The sequence below is a fragment of the Enterococcus sp. ZJ1622 genome (assembly GCF_011038845.1).
In the GTDB taxonomy this organism is placed as follows: Bacteria; Bacillota; Bacilli; order Lactobacillales; family Enterococcaceae; genus Enterococcus_B.
On the sequence record NZ_JAAKDW010000002.1, the window covers coordinates 35,442 to 51,193 of the forward strand.

The 15,752-nt window shown below is 42.2% G+C and carries 16 protein-coding genes and 1 other annotated feature; of the genes, 9 read left to right on the plus strand and 7 right to left on the minus strand.

Annotated elements, in window-relative coordinates:
- Positions 1 to 17 precede the first annotated feature (17 nt).
- Both G7Y42_RS01965 and G7Y42_RS01970 read left to right on the plus strand, forming a co-directional pair.
- Entirely contained in the window at positions 18 to 2,018 is a 2,001-nt protein-coding gene (locus G7Y42_RS01965) for a bacterial Ig-like domain-containing protein (RefSeq protein WP_165003827.1), read from the plus strand.
- Positions 2,019 to 2,103: 85 nt separating this feature from the next.
- Entirely contained in the window at positions 2,104 to 2,688 is a 585-nt protein-coding gene (locus G7Y42_RS01970; RefSeq protein WP_165003825.1) for a GNAT family N-acetyltransferase, read from the plus strand.
- 67 nt (positions 2,689 to 2,755) lie between these two features.
- On the opposite strand, the gene G7Y42_RS01975 is transcribed toward G7Y42_RS01970, so the two are convergent.
- The 7 genes from G7Y42_RS01975 to G7Y42_RS02005 all read right to left on the minus strand — a co-directional run bounded on the left by G7Y42_RS01975 (position 2,756) and on the right by G7Y42_RS02005 (position 8,452).
- Positions 2,756 to 3,559: a hypothetical protein gene (locus G7Y42_RS01975; protein ID WP_165003823.1), complete on the minus strand. Its 804-nt coding sequence runs from the start codon at positions 3,557 to 3,559 to the stop codon at positions 2,756 to 2,758.
- Between the two features lie 223 nt (positions 3,560 to 3,782).
- A complete protein-coding gene (locus G7Y42_RS01980; protein WP_165003821.1) occupies positions 3,783 to 4,763 on the minus strand; it encodes an NAD(P)H-quinone oxidoreductase in 981 nt (326 codons plus the stop codon).
- Between the two features lie 2 nt (positions 4,764 to 4,765).
- Positions 4,766 to 5,413, minus strand: a complete 648-nt coding sequence (locus tag G7Y42_RS01985) for an NAD(P)-binding oxidoreductase (protein WP_165003819.1) — start codon at positions 5,411 to 5,413, stop codon at positions 4,766 to 4,768.
- Between the two features lie 133 nt (positions 5,414 to 5,546).
- Positions 5,547 to 6,164 (minus strand): ECF transporter S component, encoded by a 618-nt coding sequence (locus G7Y42_RS01990; RefSeq protein WP_165003817.1) that lies wholly within the window; start codon positions 6,162 to 6,164, stop codon positions 5,547 to 5,549.
- A 14-nt stretch (positions 6,165 to 6,178) separates the two neighbouring features.
- Positions 6,179 to 6,730 carry a phosphopantothenoylcysteine decarboxylase gene (coaC, locus tag G7Y42_RS01995; protein ID WP_165003815.1) on the minus strand — a complete coding sequence of 184 codons (552 nt, stop codon included), beginning with the start codon at positions 6,728 to 6,730 and terminating at the stop codon, positions 6,179 to 6,181.
- A gap of 13 nt (positions 6,731 to 6,743) precedes the next feature.
- Entirely contained in the window at positions 6,744 to 7,466 is a 723-nt protein-coding gene (locus G7Y42_RS02000) for a phosphopantothenate--cysteine ligase (protein WP_165003813.1), read from the minus strand.
- A complete protein-coding gene (locus G7Y42_RS02005) occupies positions 7,463 to 8,452 on the minus strand; it encodes an acryloyl-CoA reductase (RefSeq protein ID WP_165003811.1) in 990 nt (329 codons plus the stop codon). Before G7Y42_RS02005 ends, G7Y42_RS02000 begins: the two co-directional genes overlap by 4 nt.
- Before the next feature lie 320 nt (positions 8,453 to 8,772).
- Between G7Y42_RS02005 and G7Y42_RS02010 the strand changes: the two genes are divergently transcribed.
- The 7 genes from G7Y42_RS02010 (at position 8,773) to G7Y42_RS02040 (ending at position 15,586) form a co-directional block, all read left to right on the plus strand.
- Complete coding sequence (locus G7Y42_RS02010) at positions 8,773 to 9,315, plus strand: XRE family transcriptional regulator (RefSeq protein ID WP_165003809.1); 543 nt, start codon at positions 8,773 to 8,775, stop codon at positions 9,313 to 9,315.
- 16 nt (positions 9,316 to 9,331) lie between these two features.
- Positions 9,332 to 10,417 (plus strand): ABC transporter ATP-binding protein, encoded by a 1,086-nt coding sequence (locus tag G7Y42_RS02015; RefSeq protein ID WP_165003807.1) that lies wholly within the window; start codon positions 9,332 to 9,334, stop codon positions 10,415 to 10,417.
- 12 nt (positions 10,418 to 10,429) lie between these two features.
- Positions 10,430 to 11,236, plus strand: a complete 807-nt coding sequence (locus G7Y42_RS02020) for an ABC transporter permease (protein ID WP_165003803.1) — start codon at positions 10,430 to 10,432, stop codon at positions 11,234 to 11,236.
- Positions 11,236 to 12,063, plus strand: a complete 828-nt coding sequence (locus G7Y42_RS02025) for an ABC transporter permease (protein ID WP_165003801.1) — start codon at positions 11,236 to 11,238, stop codon at positions 12,061 to 12,063. The genes G7Y42_RS02020 and G7Y42_RS02025 overlap by 1 nt, the downstream gene beginning before the upstream one ends.
- Positions 12,060 to 13,133, plus strand: coding sequence for an ABC transporter substrate-binding protein (locus G7Y42_RS02030; protein WP_165003799.1), 1,074 nt, complete (start codon positions 12,060 to 12,062; stop codon positions 13,131 to 13,133). The genes G7Y42_RS02025 and G7Y42_RS02030 overlap by 4 nt, the downstream gene beginning before the upstream one ends.
- A gap of 191 nt (positions 13,134 to 13,324) precedes the next feature.
- Positions 13,325 to 13,551: a binding site (T-box leader), on the plus strand.
- A 56-nt stretch (positions 13,552 to 13,607) separates the two neighbouring features.
- On the plus strand, positions 13,608 to 14,741 hold the full coding sequence (locus G7Y42_RS02035; protein WP_165003797.1) for a 5-methyltetrahydropteroyltriglutamate--homocysteine S-methyltransferase: 1,134 nt from the start codon (positions 13,608 to 13,610) through the stop codon (positions 14,739 to 14,741).
- A 116-nt stretch (positions 14,742 to 14,857) separates the two neighbouring features.
- Positions 14,858 to 15,586, plus strand: a complete 729-nt coding sequence (locus G7Y42_RS02040) for a hypothetical protein (RefSeq protein ID WP_165003795.1) — start codon at positions 14,858 to 14,860, stop codon at positions 15,584 to 15,586.
- Positions 15,587 to 15,752: the final 166 nt, after the last annotated feature.

Below are 15,752 nucleotides of genomic sequence, written 5' to 3' on the forward strand. Positions count from 1 at the left end.
GGAGACCAACCAGTAGAATGAATTTGAAACGAACGAGTAAAAAAAGAAAGGATAATAAATTGTTTTTTCCTTTGAGTAGTAAAATTGTTCCATCCTCTCTTTATTCAAAGACGTTCATGGGAACCGTATTGATCGGGCTTTCACTAAACGTGTATATGTCTACCCCAGTTTCAGCCGCTCAAACAAAGGCTGTATCAAGCGCTACATCTGAAAAACATACATATACAGAAGACGAAGCAATCGAAGTGACTAATTCTTACCGCGATTTGAATGGACAATCACTGCTTCCTGATCAGATCACGTATAATCAAATCCAATACCCGCCTGAAATCGATCATTACTGGATCGTACCAGATCAGACGATTTGGACAACGAGTGACGGGATAGACCTGAAGCTATCTGTTTTTCTCCATCTAGTGGATCCTAAAAAAGGGGACCCATTGAACCAGGTCATCGGCTTTATCAATGCTGGCTTAGAAGACAACAGACGAAAAGATAAAGCAAGGATCTCCTATGTCTACGAACCGGATCAGTCGCAATTCGAAGGGAATACACTCAATGTAGCAGTTGGCGCAAAGATCGAGATTCCTACACTCGTCAGACAATTGAAAAATGTCGACGGGACAGACGGAGATCGTACAAAAGTTGCGCTGGCAGAAAATACTGTGATCGATACTTCTAAAGAAGGAACATATAAGATTGGCTTGATCTACTATGACCAGATGTATTTGAAGCAGATGACGACCACTGCAACGGTACATGTGTCTTCAGATAAAACCAGTCTAGTAGGGAAAAATCCCCATTTGTCAGTTGGGGAGACATGGACGATCCATGATCTGGTTGAAAAAGTGACGAAAAGTGATGGTACATCAGGAAATATCGATGAGGTGCAGATAACAGGCGCAATCGATACAAAAAGACCAGGTAGTTATCCAGTCACTTTGACCTATACTGATCCAACAACAGCTAAGCAAGTAACTGCAACAGCAACTGTGACAGTAACAGAAGTGCCTACACCAGCACCTGTACGGACGATCGTGACTCGTTTTATTGATGGGCGGACACATCAGACTCTAGCAGATGAGATCCTTCGAGAAAGTAGTTCTGATCAATTGCCGGATATCCCACTACCAGTTGAGATTTTAGGCAAGCAGCCATCTGTAGAATTATCGACATATGAAGAAGATGGCGTTTCGCGTTCGATCGCTACCTACATGACGCAGCAAAAAATCAGCAGACAAAGTTATTGGGCAGACGTTGTCCAATCCATCAAGTCACAGGGATTATCCACAAATACTAGGCAGAAAATCGTTCTCGATTATGTCTACCTGCCAGATGAAAGTATGCTGAAAACGCGCGATCTCACTGTTCATATGAAGGATTCAGTCAATAAAGAACAGCTGATTCTAAAGGCAAAAGATTCAATTGGCCAATCGGTGGAACCGCCATCTGTGTCAGTCAACTCTGGCAGTCAAACGATCAAAGACCGTTATTTGGTAGATAAGATAGGCGACATCAAGCTGACGTACCAGTTCCATGATACGTCTTCCTTGCATGACATAACAGCAAGTTCGACCATCCATGTGCTTCCGACAGAAAAGGCGATCGAACATTCTAAATCAATGGATAATCATGAAATAAAAAAGCGCCCGATACCAGAAAATGTGACCGAACAAAAACAAGCGTCACAAACTAGCTCGAATGTGTCTAATGAAAAAAGCGAAGAACGAACCCCTTCGACAACGGTCACCATAGTAGATAGAGCCAAAGAGAGCCCTACAGAAGAACAACCTGAAACGAAAAAAAGAGAAGACGATCAGAAACAAAAGAGGAAAAGGAAAAACGAGCAGGCCTCTTCTTTATCAGAACACCAGCAAGTCACGCAACCTGTGCCTGGTTCACCGGCACCAGGAGGCGGAACACCAGCAGTATCAGAACTTGGAAGCTTTATGCGAGGAATTGCCGGTACGTTTCTTTATTCAGACAGAAGCGAATTTGATCGGGATGAATGGCTATGAAAGCAGCTTGGTCTAGGAGTAGCTGAAAAAAACGAAGTCTGGCATAATAGAAGAAGAAAGCCAAAAGAAAGCGAGGCGCTTGTTGATGCTAGATAAAACTGTACCTTATGCTGAATTGTGGATGACTCGACCACTTGAAGCTCCTGTTCCGCCGATCCCTTTAGCCGATGGATTTCATTTCGAGTATTATGACTCAGGGGCAGAAGCTGATTGGGCAGCCATCGAAACAGCTGTAGGAGAATTTGAAGACGAAAAAAAAGCACTTGCTTATTTCCAACAAAATTTTGCTCCTTATCCGGAAGAACTCAAAAAACGAATGCTTTTTGTCGTCACCGAAAAGGGGGATCGGATCGCAACTTGTACAGCTTGGCAAAAAAAGCGAAAAGACGGAAGCTTTCCGGTATTCCACTGGCTTGCAGTCATGCCTGACTATCAAGGAAAAGGATTAGCCAAAGCATTGACGGCAGCAACCATACGCAATTTCCAGCAAATAGCACATGCTGGCCCAATCTATCTTCACACACAGACTTGGAGCCATCCAGCGATCTCTTTGTACGAGAAACTTGGGTTTACGAGTATCGACAAAAACTTTGACGGCAGCTCAAATCCGGAGTATGAAAAGGCGATGCATATTTTGACCACGATCAAAAGCCGAGGGAACCAAGCGTAGCCAAACATAAAAACTGGATCAAAAGGATAACATCCGATATATCTCTATCATTTTCCGGATGTTATCCTTATTTTGCTTTTCTTGGAATGAAGTTTCGGATAAAAGTGAATTTCTTGTAATCATTCAGACTGTAAAGATAACCGAATATACTAAAAACGACCGCTCCGATAAAATTGACAAACAAGTCTTTCATCGTATCGATGACCCCGATATCCAAATAGCCGTTTTCGATCACCGTTTTCTTTGTTTTCCCGTTTTCCGTCTGGCTTTCGATCACTGTACGAGTGATATCTTCAACCGAATATACGGTATTTCCGTCTTCGCTGAGCTTGACGCTGTTGATCTGTTGTACGATACTGTCTTTTTGCATATCAAATTGTAAAAAACGGTCAGCAGAAAATTCAACAAATTCCCACATCACGCCGACTGTCATGGAGAAACAAAACGAAACCAGAGCAAGCAATAATGGTGTCAGATTCATGGTGCGCGTATTTTTGTTTAAGAGATACACGAGAGAAAATCCCACCCCGCCTGCTAAAAAACCGCTTAATCCATGAAGCACGGTATCCCATATCGAAAAATAACCGTAAAAGTCACTTAGCTCCCCTAAAACCGTCGAACTGAAAATGAAAGAGAGCAAAATAATCTCCAACATGTTCGGGATCTGTATCTTCAATATTTTTTCTAAAAAATAAGGAATCTCGAATAAGACCAGAGTTAACAATAAAAGCAGCGTATTCCCCCAATGCTGGTTCCACAGCTGATCTGCCAGCATGACCACTACAATGATCCGCAAGAGGATATAGATCCCATTTGTGATCCTTCCAGCCGTTTTCGTGCTATTCGTAAAAAATGTTTTCAAATGATTCATAAAATAACTCCTTCATGTATATCGTTAATTATACTAGCAAGTGGAGCTTTTACAAAGATATCCGCTTTGTATAAACGATAAAGTACTGTCTGATGGGTCTTTTCAACTATTCAGCAACAAAAAGAAACTGCCAAGGGACTTGATTGGAGCCCATTGGCAGTTTTTTTATAAAATAGCAAACAAAATTGCTCATTTACATAGATGCTTAAGAATAGGAGAGAGATTAATCCATGGTCAAGATAATCTTGCCGATATTCTTGTTTGCTTCCATATACTCATGTGCTTGTCGGGCTTCCTCGAAAGAAAACGTGCGGTCGATGATGGGGCGCACCTGTCCGTTTTCGAGATAAGGACCGACGATCGCCATGAATTCCTGCGTCAATTTTGCTTTGTAGGCATCACTTCTTGGCGTGAGCAAGGTACCAGTCAGCTGGATACGTTTATTGATCAATGCGCCGAGATCCATTTTCGAAACGATCGTGCCACCAAGCATACCGATCAATACCCAACGTCCGTCTACAGCGATAGAAGCAAGGTTTTTTTCCCAGTAAGAAGCACCGATGAAATCTAAAATGACATTCACGCCTTGACCATTCGTTAGTTTTCGGACTTCTTCTGAGAAAACTTGCGTCTTGTAATTGATCAGTTCATCAGCTCCAAGCTCTTTACAAAAAGCTAATTTTTCTTCTGAACCAGCTGTGACGATGATCCTAGCATCAGAAAGCTGCTTCGCTAATTGGATAGCGGCAGTGCCGACACCACTTGCACCAGCATGGATCAGTACGGTTTCTTCTTTTTGTAGATCCCCAAGCCAGTAAAGCGTTTGGTATGCAGTCAAGAATACTTCAGATATCCCAGCTGCAGAAACGTAGTCTAAGGAATCAGGTAATAAGATCGCTCGATCTGCGGGCATGACTGCATATTCTGCGTATCCGCCCAAATTGACCAAGCCATATACGCGTGTACCCGGAGAAAACCGAGGATCATTGCTTGGGTTTTCGATGACTTCTCCAGCGACTTCCACACCCAAGATAGGGTAGGGCGGTTTCAAGGAAGGAGATTCTCTTCGCATGATATCTGTCCGGTTGACAGCTGCTGTATGGACTTTGATGAGTAATTCGTCTTGTTTCGGTTCAGGGATAGGCGCTTCGATTTCTTCCAGAACCTCAGCAGAACCAGGATGTTTGATTGAAATAGCTCGCATGATTATTCCCCCTTTACCTTAGGAGTGAGAGCTTCAGCGATCTCTTCACTGCCTTCTGAAAGGACAAGTGTCGTACGTGAGATTTCAGGTGTATCGACTAACTTAGCAAGTACAGCTGCGACAGTCTGTCGAGTAATGGTTTTAGACGCAGGTTCGCCTGGTTTCGTCAATTGGATCGGTGTGATTTTTTCATCATTTGTCAAGGTGACAGGTTGAAGGATCACGTAATCCAAGTCGGTACGTTTCAGCCATTCGTCGGCGTAATGTTTCGTGATATAATAATCTGTCATTGATTCAGGCCATTTTGTACGATCTTCTGCAAATACCGCACTGACCATCACGTAACGAGAGATATTGACGATGTTCGCTGCAATGATCGTTTTGATTGCACCATCCAAATCTACTTGCAAAAGATTTTTGCCTTGAGAACCGGCAGTGAAAATGACTGCATCGCTACCTTTGAAGGCTTCAGCCATTTCTTCTGGTGTCCAAGTAAGATTGAAAGGGACATAGGATACATTTTCCTCTTTTACGATCGATTGTGTCGCTACATTTCTCACTCCTGCAGTTATTTGGTGTTTCGTTGATGCTAGATCTTTGATTAAGTGGCGGCCAATCTGACCATTTGCCCCTACAACAAAAATATTCATCTGAATCATCCTTTCAGTGTAATCTTTTTTCAAAATCCATAGTAACACCAAAATACGAAAAAAGCAGAAGCAAACCCTTATGATAACGGAATAAAAGCTCTTGGAACATCATCGAACGTCCCAAGAGCTGTTTTCATCTCGTTCTCATTTTTAATAATACCGTGCAGACTGCTGCAGTAGCTAACCCTGCGACAATCGCTTCCGGAACACCGCTTGTAAAGATCACTGCAAGAATCGCTGAATATACTGCGTGTATATTTGCACCGATCACTTGTGCATAATCTTGCTGGAACAAGAAATAGATCATATTCATGACTAAGACGGTGTTCGTCAGTGAACCAGCAAGTCCAGCGGCAAATAAGGAAATGTAATTTGCTTTATTTTTCATTGCTTTTTTAAGTCCACGATAGACAAAGTAAGGAACCACGCCAATCAGAATACGCGGGATAAAAGCGATCAGCAAAGCTTTCCAGCTGCCATGATCCGTTCCGATGACAGGGATGAATGGAGAAAAGACAAAAGATAGCGGCGTTTGTACAACAGTACTTCGGATCATACTGATCAGCCCGAATGTCCCTCCAAGAAAAGCACCTAATCTAGGACCCAAGATGATCGATGCGATAATGACTGGGATATGCATGGTCGTTGCATTGATCGGGCCGATTGGGATGAAGCCAAGAGGTGTAACGGCTAATAAAATCAAAATAGCTAAAAACATAGCGGTCAGTGTGAAAGTTCTAGTATTTTTCATAATAACTCCTTTAATTACGCATTGCGCTGATTCAGTATCAAATGAGTTTGTTCGATGATCGTTTGGATATCCGCCAAGGCGCCTTTGCCGAAATCGCCACAAGCTAAAAGCGATTCTCTTGGTTCGATTTCGTGATAACCGATTGATTTTAATGTTTCCAGGTTCCGCTGGTGGATCGGGTGACTATACATATTCGTATTCATCGCAGGAGCGATCAGCTTAGGTGTCTCAAAAGGCAAAGCCATAGCGACAGTAGTAAGCAGATCGTCAGCTAGGCCATTTGCCAACTTTCCGATGATGTTTGCAGTAGCTGGTGCGACGAGGAACAGGTCTGCCTGTTTTGCTAATTCGATGTGATTGATGATTCTTGGGTCGGATTCTTGCATCACATCCGTATGGACAGGACGTTTCGACAAGGACTGCAAGGTCAGTGGTGTAATGAATTTCGTGCTGCTGTTCGTCATGATGACATCTACTTGATATCCGAGTTTGACTAGTTGATTGGTGAGATCAGCACTTTTATAAGCAGAGATACTGCCGGAAACACCTAGTAAGATTTTTTTCATGGTATCCACTCCTTTATGAGAGATTCTTTGCGATCAATTCAGCGATTTCTTTTTTTGTCTGAGCTTCCTTGATGGTCCCATCGGCAAAGAGCAAGTAGCCGTGGTGATGAACGCCGTGGATCTCCGTCAAGTCATTGGCAAAGATAAAATCTGTTTGATTCGTCCTCAAACTTTTTTCTGCTACTGCCAAAAGCTGTTCTTTTGGGACATCTACTAATAATTTAAAACCGACGATCTTGGCATCAGGCTGCCACTTACGCAGAAACTGGATGATTTTTGGTGTTTTCTTCAGAACAAGGACTAAGTGGTCTGTGTCAGAAGAAATTTTTGACTGAGCATCAGATAGTGTTTCATTTTCAGTCACCCATTCAGAGAAAGCATCAGGTGTCTTCTCTAAAGGGAAACGATCGACAAACTGTTCCTCAGAGAGACTGAATGCAGGAGTAAAATCGCTCACCGCCATACTATGGATGATCGCATCATAAGTTTGCTGCTTCAAGAGCGATTCCAGTGTTGAGAAGAGTTCCTGTGTCGATTCGATCAGATGGATATGGATGTTTTCTTTCGCGTTCGGATGGATGGCATGGGTCGTCGTGACATAATCGATCGTATTCTCAGGTTTATTGGCAAGGTGTTCAGCTAGCGTTTGTCCTAGTCTTCCCGTAGAATGATTCGTGATCGAGCGGACCTGATCGATTTTTTCACTTGTACCACCTGCAGTAATCAGTATTCTCATTCTTGTCCACCTACATGTACTAATGTTCGGCCCTGATGTGTCCCTGAAAGAAGCTGATCGATCGTAGCTGGAAGCTGCTCCAAGGTGATTTCTTGGACATGGAGATCATCTGCAATGGCAAGATCTGCTAACTGCTGCCAAACAGTTACCCTATTTTCATGAGCCACATTGACTGAATCGATCCCAATCAGCTGGACATTGCGCAAGATAAACGGCAGAACAGTCGTATGCAATTCGATCCCGCCAGCATTGCCACATAACGCACCAGCACCATCATATGAAAGAAGTGGCAGTAACTGACTCAACTGATTCCCGCCGACTGTGTCGATTATGTAATCGATCTGCTGTTTCCCGAGAGGTTTTGGTTTTTCAGGTAAAAAATCAGCTGGATGAAGGACTTTAGACGCTCCAAGCTGTTTGAGCCAGTCGTTCGCCTCTTGTTTACGAGAAAGTGCAGTGATGGAAGTGAAACCAAGTTTACGAAGCAAAGCGATCGCTGTACTTCCGACACCACCAGATGCACCGGTTACAACAATATGGGCATCAGTAGACATTCCTTGTTTCAATAAAGCGTTCACAGCGAGCGCCGCAGTAAATCCGGCAGTGCCCAAGATCATTGCTTGGCGCGTGGATAGATTCTCTGGAAGCAAGATGAGCCAGTCACTTGGAACGATCTGATATTCGCTATACCCGCCTGGATGTGTGACACCTAAACCATAACCCGTCACAAGAACAAGATCTCCAGACTTGAAACGAGGGTCTCGGCTTTTGACAACAGTTCCTGAAAGATCGATTCCTGGTGTCATAGGGTAGTTTCGGATCACATTCCCAGACTCAGTGCTGGCCAGTGCATCTTTGTAATTGACATCAGAATAGGCGACTTTCACCAGTACTTCGTTATCTGCCAATTCAGAAAATTCTTGTTGGACGATTTTTAGCTGAAAATCAGGTTCCTTTGCTACTTGGAACTTTTTAAATGTACGCATGAATAGTGCTCCTTTCAAAATTTTCTTCTATCATACCACAAAACACGTGAGTTTACGGCAGTTCTTTCTCGTGAAATATGTAAAAAATGCTTAAAAGCAAAAAGCAGAAAGTACATGGGAGCTCTAGGAGGCTAGAGCAGAAGAAACGGTTGATTTTTGCTGTGTTTAGAGACGTTTGAACGAATTAAAAACAGCTGATCATCGATAGGAGCACAAAAAATGTAAAATATGGGTTGCCTTTTCTGTCAAAATTCGTATACTAATACGAGTGGCAGTAAACTTCGTGTTTACTAACAGAAAACTTTTGCGAGGAGGAAACGATGGAGATTGGTGAAAAGCTAAGGAATCTGCGTATCCAAAAGAACTTGACACAAGAAGAGCTGGGCGAACGGACAGATTTGTCAAAAGGGTATATTTCACAGCTTGAACGGGATTTGAGTTCTCCGTCGATGGAGACTTTTTTTTCGATCTTAGAAGTTCTCGGTGTGACCCCAGAAGAATTTTTCCATCAGGAGACAGCGAATCTACAAGTTGTTTATTCAAAAGAAGATCATACGATTTATTCTGATGAGGAAAATGGCTATGAATTGGAATGGCTGGTCGCAGATTCAAATGAAAAAGAAATGGAACCAGTTTTGTTGACATTCGACAAAGCGGGCGAATATAAGACCTTCGAGCCATCGTTATCTGAAACGTTTATTTTTGTGCTAGAAGGGGAATTAGAGTTAAGCTTAGGAGAGACGGTTTATGTGGCGAAAGCAGGTCAGTCGATCTATTATCAGGCGACCAAACAGCATCAGCTGAGGAATCATCTGACAAAGAGAACCAAAGCATTGATTGTCGCAACAGAATCGTACTTGTAATAAAGGAGGCAAAAAAGTGGGGAAACCAATTATTTCGTTTGATCAGGTAGTGAAACGCTATGATGATGAAACAATTTTAAAAAATGTCAGTTTTGAGATCGAGCAAGGAAAATTCTATACATTATTAGGACCATCCGGCTGTGGGAAAACCACGATTTTACGAATCATCGCAGGTTTCACTGAGGCAACAGAAGGAGATATCTATTTTGAAGGGAAACGGTTGAATGATCTGCCCGCGAATAAACGGCAAGTCAATACTGTTTTCCAAGATTACGCACTTTTTCCTCACATGAACGTGTTCGACAATGTCGCTTTCGGCTTGAAAATCAAAAAAATGTCTAAAGCGGATATCGAGAAGAAAGTAAAAGATGCTTTGAGAATGGTCCAGCTTCCAGGTTACGAAAAACGAGAAATCAGCGAGATGTCTGGCGGTCAGAGACAACGTGTAGCGATTGCCCGTGCGATCGTGAATGAGCCGAAAGTCTTGCTGCTAGATGAACCGTTGTCTGCACTGGACCTGAAATTACGTACAGATATGCAGTATGAGCTGAGAGATTTGCAGCAGCGCTTAGGGATCACTTTCATTTTTGTGACCCATGATCAAGAAGAAGCTCTTGCGATGAGCGATGAGATCTTCGTCATGAATAAAGGGAAAATCGTCCAAAGCGGTACGCCAGTAGATATCTACGATGAACCGATCAGCCATTTCGTAGCAGATTTCGTTGGAGAAAGCAATATCGTAAACGGAGTGATGATCGAAGACAATCTGGTAGAATTCGTCGGAAAACGATTCGAATGTGTCGATGGCGGGATGAGACCGAATGAACCGGTAGAAGTCGTGCTGCGTCCAGAAGACTTGACGATCACGACACCAGACAAAGGAAAATTAGTCGTGACAGTCGATACTCAGCTGTTCCGAGGCGTCCACTATGAGATCATCTGCTACGATGAACAGCAGAATGAATGGATGGTCCATTCGACGAAAAAAGCAAAAGAAGGCAGTAAAGTCGGCTTGGCTTTTGAACCGGAAGATATCCATGTGATGCGTTTCAATGAAACAGAAGAAGAATTCGATGCACGTCTGGACAGTTATGAAGAATAGGAGGGGACAAGAATGAGAACCATGCGCAGAATCTATTCAGTCCCTTATATCTTGTGGCTGGGTCTATTTGTTATCGCGCCAGTACTGATGATCGTTTATCAGTCATTTTTTGATATGAACGGACGGTTCACATGGTCGAATTACGCAGATTATTTCACATCAGGGACGTATCTTTCGATGACCTTGAATTCTGTCTGGTACGCACTTTTGATCACTTTGTTCACATTGGTCATCAGTTATCCGACTGCGTATTTTCTGACGAAATTGAAGCATAAACAGCTTTGGCTGATGCTGATCATCTTGCCTACTTGGGTGAATCTTTTGCTAAAAGCGTACGCATTCATCGGGATATTCAGTATCCATGGCAGCGTCAATCACTTTTTCGAGTTTCTCGGCATTGGGCCGAAACAGCTCTTATTCACTGATTTCAGTTTCTTGTTTGTTGCAGCCTATATCGAGATCCCATTTATGATCATGCCTATTTTCAATGCGCTAGAAGAAATGAATCCTTCACTGATCAGTGCGAGTCGTGATTTGGGCGCCAATAATTTCGAGACCTTCCGACGAGTGATCTTTCCATTGTCTTTGAATGGCGTGAAAAGTGGTGTACAGGCTGTGTTTATTCCGTCTCTTTCTCTATTCATGCTGACACGTCTGATCGGAGGGAATCGGGTCATCACTTTGGGAACAGCGATCGAACAGCATTTTCTCGTGACTCAAAACTGGGGAATGGGTTCGACGATCGGTGTGATCTTGATCATTGCGATGTTCATCGTCATGCTGTTGACAGGTGAAAAGAAAAAAGGAGGACGTTCTTGATGAAAAAATTCAAATGGTCTTATCTTTATCTAACCATTGTGTTTTTACTGCTATACTTACCGATCTTCTACTTGATCTTTTACTCCTTCAATGCCGGTGGGACGATGAACAGCTTCACAGGATTCACATGGGAAAATTATCAGGCAGTTTTTGAAGATACGCGACTGATCATTATCGTGCTGAACACTTTCATGCTGGCGTTTTTGTCAGCCTTGATCGCAACAGTCATCGGAACATTCGGCGCTATGGGGATCTATTATACGAAAAAGCGGCAGGCACGTACGGCTTTATTAAGCATGAACAACATTTTACTCGTTTCGCCAGATGTGATCATCGGTGCCAGTTTTTTGATTTTCTTTACCTTTTTAGGTTTTGGTTTAGGATTCCAGAGTGTTCTGCTTTCTCATATCGCATTCAGTATCCCTATTGTCGTACTGATGGTGCTGCCGAAATTGCAGGAGATGAATGACTCGATGGTGGATGCAGCAAGAGATCTAGGGGCCAATAATCTCCAAGTAGTCAAAAACATCATTTTGCCGTACCTGTCTCCAGGGATCATTGCCGGTTATTTCATGGCATTCACGTATTCGCTAGATGATTTCGCCGTGACGTTCTTCGTGACAGGAAACGGCTTTACGACATTGTCTGTCGAGATCTATTCTCGAGCAAGGCAAGGGATCAGCTTAGAAATCAATGCATTGAGTGCGTTGGTCTTCTTGTTCTCGATGGTCCTAGTGATCGGGTATTATTTCATTAGTAAAGAAAATCGACCAAAACGGCTGAAGAAAAACAAAAGAATACGCGAGGGGGTGGCACGACTGCGATGAAAAAATTACAATCTCTGCTTCTTGGCATCCTCGTGATCATTGTGGTTTTGCTTCTTGGCGTACGCCAGCTGGAAAAAACGAGCGGGATGAGTGGTGCAAAGATCCTGACGATTTACAATTGGGGAGACTACATTGATCCCAGTCTGATCACAAAATTCGAAAAAGAATATGGGTATAAAGTAAACTACGAGACCTTTGATTCGAATGAAGCGATGTTCACGAAGATCCAACAAGGCGGGACCAATTATGATATTGCGATCCCAAGTGAATATATGATCCAGAAGATGATCAAAGAAAATCTCGTTCTCCCATTGGACCATTCCAAAATCAAAGGACTGGAAAACATCGATCCAAGATTCTTGGATTTAGATTTTGACCCGGATAACCGCTATTCCATTCCGTATTTCTGGGGCACTCTTGGGATCGTTTATAATGATAAATTTTATCAGAAAGACCAGATAAAGCATTGGGATGATCTGTGGAAACCCGAGCTGAAAGACAGCTTGATGCTGATTGATGGCGCTCGGGAGGTCATGGGCCTTTCGCTCAACAGTTTAGGCTATTCATTGAATAGCAAAGATCTGACACAATTGAAAGAAGCAGCAAATAAATTGAATCATTTGACCCCGAATGTGAAAGCTATTGTTGCAGATGAGATCAAGATGTACATGATCAATGAAGAAGCATCTGCTGCTGTCACATTTTCTGGTGAAGCGGCAGATATGATGTATGAAAACGAGCATCTGCATTATGTGATCCCTTCAGAAGGGTCCAATCTTTGGTTTGACAATATCGTGATGCCTAAGACTGCGAAGAACAAAGAAGGAGCATATGATTTCATCAATTTCATGCTTGATCCGAAAAATGCCGCTCAAAATGCGGAATACATCGGCTATTCGACACCGAACAAACAAGCAAAAGCATTATTGCCAAAAGAAATTTCAGAAGATGAGCAATTCTATCCATCGGACGAAACGATCTCGCATCTTGAAGTCTATGAAGACCTGGGACCAAAATATCTGGGCATCTACAATGATCTGTTCCTGGAATTCAAGATGTATCGGAAATGATCATCAAATTCTATAAAATGGAAAAAAATCTGCGTACGCAACAGACAGAGCTCAACGTCTATTGCGTACGCACTTTTCCATTTCTTGGCAAAGCGTCTTTTCAGGCGCTTTTTTGCTTAGCAGTAGTGAAGGTTGGGATTTTGCATCTCCTTGACTTTTACCTAAAAAATGTTAATCTAATATTATTCTAATCATATCCGAAGAAAAGGAAAGTAAACACGAAATGGTTCAAGAGAGGCTTTGGGTGGTGGAAAAAGCCAGAAATTTCCTGTTGAAGATGGCCTTGGAGGATTTTTGTCGAGAGGTAGGAAAAAACGGGTAGTCTGTCGTTATCCAGACCGCTGATCTTATTGTCAGATTGAGGGAAAGAACGTTCTTTCTAAAAAAAGGTGGTACCACGAGTATAATCGTCCTTTACTAGCAGATGCTGGTAAAGGGCTTTTTTTTATAAAAAAAGAGAAGAGAGTGAACAGTATGAATAGAGATATCCCATTTACAGTCGATCATGTAGGAAGTTTTTTACGTCCAATAGCAATCAAAGAAGCCAGAAAAAAAGTGCAAGAAGGTTCTCTTACAAAAGAAGAACTTCGAGCCATCGAAGATCATGAAATAAAAGAACTGGTTGAAAGTCAAAAAGCTGTTGGGTTGAAAGGGATCACAGATGGCGAGTTTCGGCGAGGATTTTGGCATCTCGATTTTCTAGAAGAATTGAATGGCGTGGAAGGATATGTCCCAGAGACAGGATATAATCAGACATTCCATGGAAAGGCCGCACCTTCTTATAACGTTCGAGTAGTGGACAAACTCTCATTCAATGAGAACCATCCATTTCTGGAAGATTTTGCTTTCTTGAAAAAAACAGTGGAAACAGGAGACGGTTCTGTCGCAAAAGCAACGATCCCAAGCCCTGCAATGCTCTTGAGACAAGAAATATTGGCCAATGATGGTTCTTCAAGAATCAATGAAATCTATCCAGATCTCTCTGAATTCTATGAAGATCTGGCAAAAACCTATCAGGCAGCGGTTCGAGCTTTTTATGAAAAAGGCTGTCGCTATTTGCAATTCGATGATACGAACTGGGCATTCTTAGCGGATCAGACAAAAAGAGAAGAATTGCTGAAACAAGGCATCGATCCAAAAGAAATGGCACAAGTCTGCACAACGATCATCAATAAGGCATTGGCAGATAAACCAGCAGATTTGACCGTGACTACGCATATTTGTCGAGGCAACCATGCTTCTTCTTGGCTGTTTTCCGGAGGATACGAACCGATTGCTGAGGAGTTGTTTGCTACAAATTATGACGGCTTCTTTTTAGAGTATGATTCTGACCGTGCGGGTGATTTCACGCCATTGAGATATTGGAAAAACAAAGAAAGCAAAGTAGTGTTAGGCTTAGTAACTTCTAAATTTCCTGAATTGGAAGAAAAAGACCAGATCAAAGCACGCCTAAAAGAAGCACAAGAATTCATACCGCTGGAAAACTTGAGTATCAGTCCTCAATGCGGCTTTGCTTCGACAGAAGAAGGCAACCATCTGACTGAAGAAGAACAATGGGACAAAATCCGATTGCTGCAAGAAGTCGCAGATGAAGTCTGGGATCGCTGATTCATCAGAAACCGAAACATTCCTTCCATTTTCTCCTGATCGATAGGGAAAAAATGACCTAGATTCTTCCACGTAGACATGCTACTTTACTTGGAAAAGAGCTAGGAGGAGAGAACATGAACCTGAGGGAATTGTTTACACGATTATTTAGAAGAAGACAGCAATATGACTTTTCTGAAAAAAGTAATGCAAAAACACAGAAGGTTATTTTAAGTTCCTATACAACAAAAACGAATAGAGAAATTGAAAAATCAAACGAATTTGAGACTTACAAAAAATATTTTTCTAAGCCAGAGATCATTTGTACCTCAACAGAAGAAGCGCTTGATCGATTACAGCAAGCACAAAAGAAAGCACAAGACTTAAACGAAACGTTATATCCAGAGAACTACGATGAGCTCCCTGTTACCGAAAAAGCAGTGATCAATCAGAAATTCACGTCAGCGATGGCGGAATTCTACAAAGATAAGTTTTATCTCTCAGATTTCTTCCATTATTGGCTGAACCAAGATGTTAAAGTCGCGCAAAATTTTAAAAAACAACGAGGGACGGGAGCGAAACAAGAAGGTCTAGTGGGAACTTCTGAACAGTATGAGGAACAAGTCAAGATGCGCTATGATCGTCTTTGCGCATGCTTGGATAGTCAACTCAAGAATCGAAAGCTAAATCTGGATGCTTTAAATGAAACAGTCAAGCGTTCAAATATTAATCATTATATAATCAATGAAGAAGTACAGAAAAAATACATGGAGGACCTCAAGACACTTAAAGAGTTAGGAACAGGAAAAAGACCATCACTTGTGAACGTTTCAAATGATGTTAATACAATAAGTCAGGAAAGATAATTGAAAAGAACTCCTAAAAACGACTCCTCCCTTCACTGTCAGATATAGCATCTGACGGTGGAGGGAGGAGTCGTGATCTCAAATAGTCGTTTTTACTGATATATTGAAGGAAAAAAGGATGAAATAATAAAACAGGGTCATGTTTATATTTTCTTAACCTTTTTCC

Bases quoted from the DNA above. Each gene is read 5' to 3' on its own strand.
- G7Y42_RS02030 (WP_165003799.1), top strand. From the start codon at position 12,060: ATGAAAAAATTACAATCTCTGCTTCTTGGCATCCTCGTGATCATTGTG.
- G7Y42_RS02005 (WP_165003811.1), bottom strand. From the start codon at position 8,452: ATGCGTACATTTAAAAAGTTCCAAGTAGCAAAGGAACCTGATTTTCAG.
- G7Y42_RS01975 (WP_165003823.1), bottom strand. From the start codon at position 3,559: ATGAATCATTTGAAAACATTTTTTACGAATAGCACGAAAACGGCTGGA.
- G7Y42_RS01980 (WP_165003821.1), bottom strand. From the start codon at position 4,763: ATGCGAGCTATTTCAATCAAACATCCTGGTTCTGCTGAGGTTCTGGAA.
- G7Y42_RS02010 (WP_165003809.1), top strand. From the start codon at position 8,773: ATGGAGATTGGTGAAAAGCTAAGGAATCTGCGTATCCAAAAGAACTTG.
- G7Y42_RS01965 (WP_165003827.1), top strand. From the start codon at position 18: ATGAATTTGAAACGAACGAGTAAAAAAAGAAAGGATAATAAATTGTTT.
- G7Y42_RS01990 (WP_165003817.1), bottom strand. From the start codon at position 6,164: ATGAAAAATACTAGAACTTTCACACTGACCGCTATGTTTTTAGCTATT.
- coaC (WP_165003815.1), bottom strand. From the start codon at position 6,730: ATGAAAAAAATCTTACTAGGTGTTTCCGGCAGTATCTCTGCTTATAAA.
- G7Y42_RS02040 (WP_165003795.1), top strand. From the start codon at position 14,858: ATGAACCTGAGGGAATTGTTTACACGATTATTTAGAAGAAGACAGCAA.
- G7Y42_RS01970 (WP_165003825.1), top strand. From the start codon at position 2,104: ATGCTAGATAAAACTGTACCTTATGCTGAATTGTGGATGACTCGACCA.
- G7Y42_RS02035 (WP_165003797.1), top strand. From the start codon at position 13,608: ATGAATAGAGATATCCCATTTACAGTCGATCATGTAGGAAGTTTTTTA.
- G7Y42_RS02000 (WP_165003813.1), bottom strand. From the start codon at position 7,466: ATGAGAATACTGATTACTGCAGGTGGTACAAGTGAAAAAATCGATCAG.
- G7Y42_RS02025 (WP_165003801.1), top strand. From the start codon at position 11,236: ATGAAAAAATTCAAATGGTCTTATCTTTATCTAACCATTGTGTTTTTA.
- G7Y42_RS02020 (WP_165003803.1), top strand. From the start codon at position 10,430: ATGAGAACCATGCGCAGAATCTATTCAGTCCCTTATATCTTGTGGCTG.
- G7Y42_RS01985 (WP_165003819.1), bottom strand. From the start codon at position 5,413: ATGAATATTTTTGTTGTAGGGGCAAATGGTCAGATTGGCCGCCACTTA.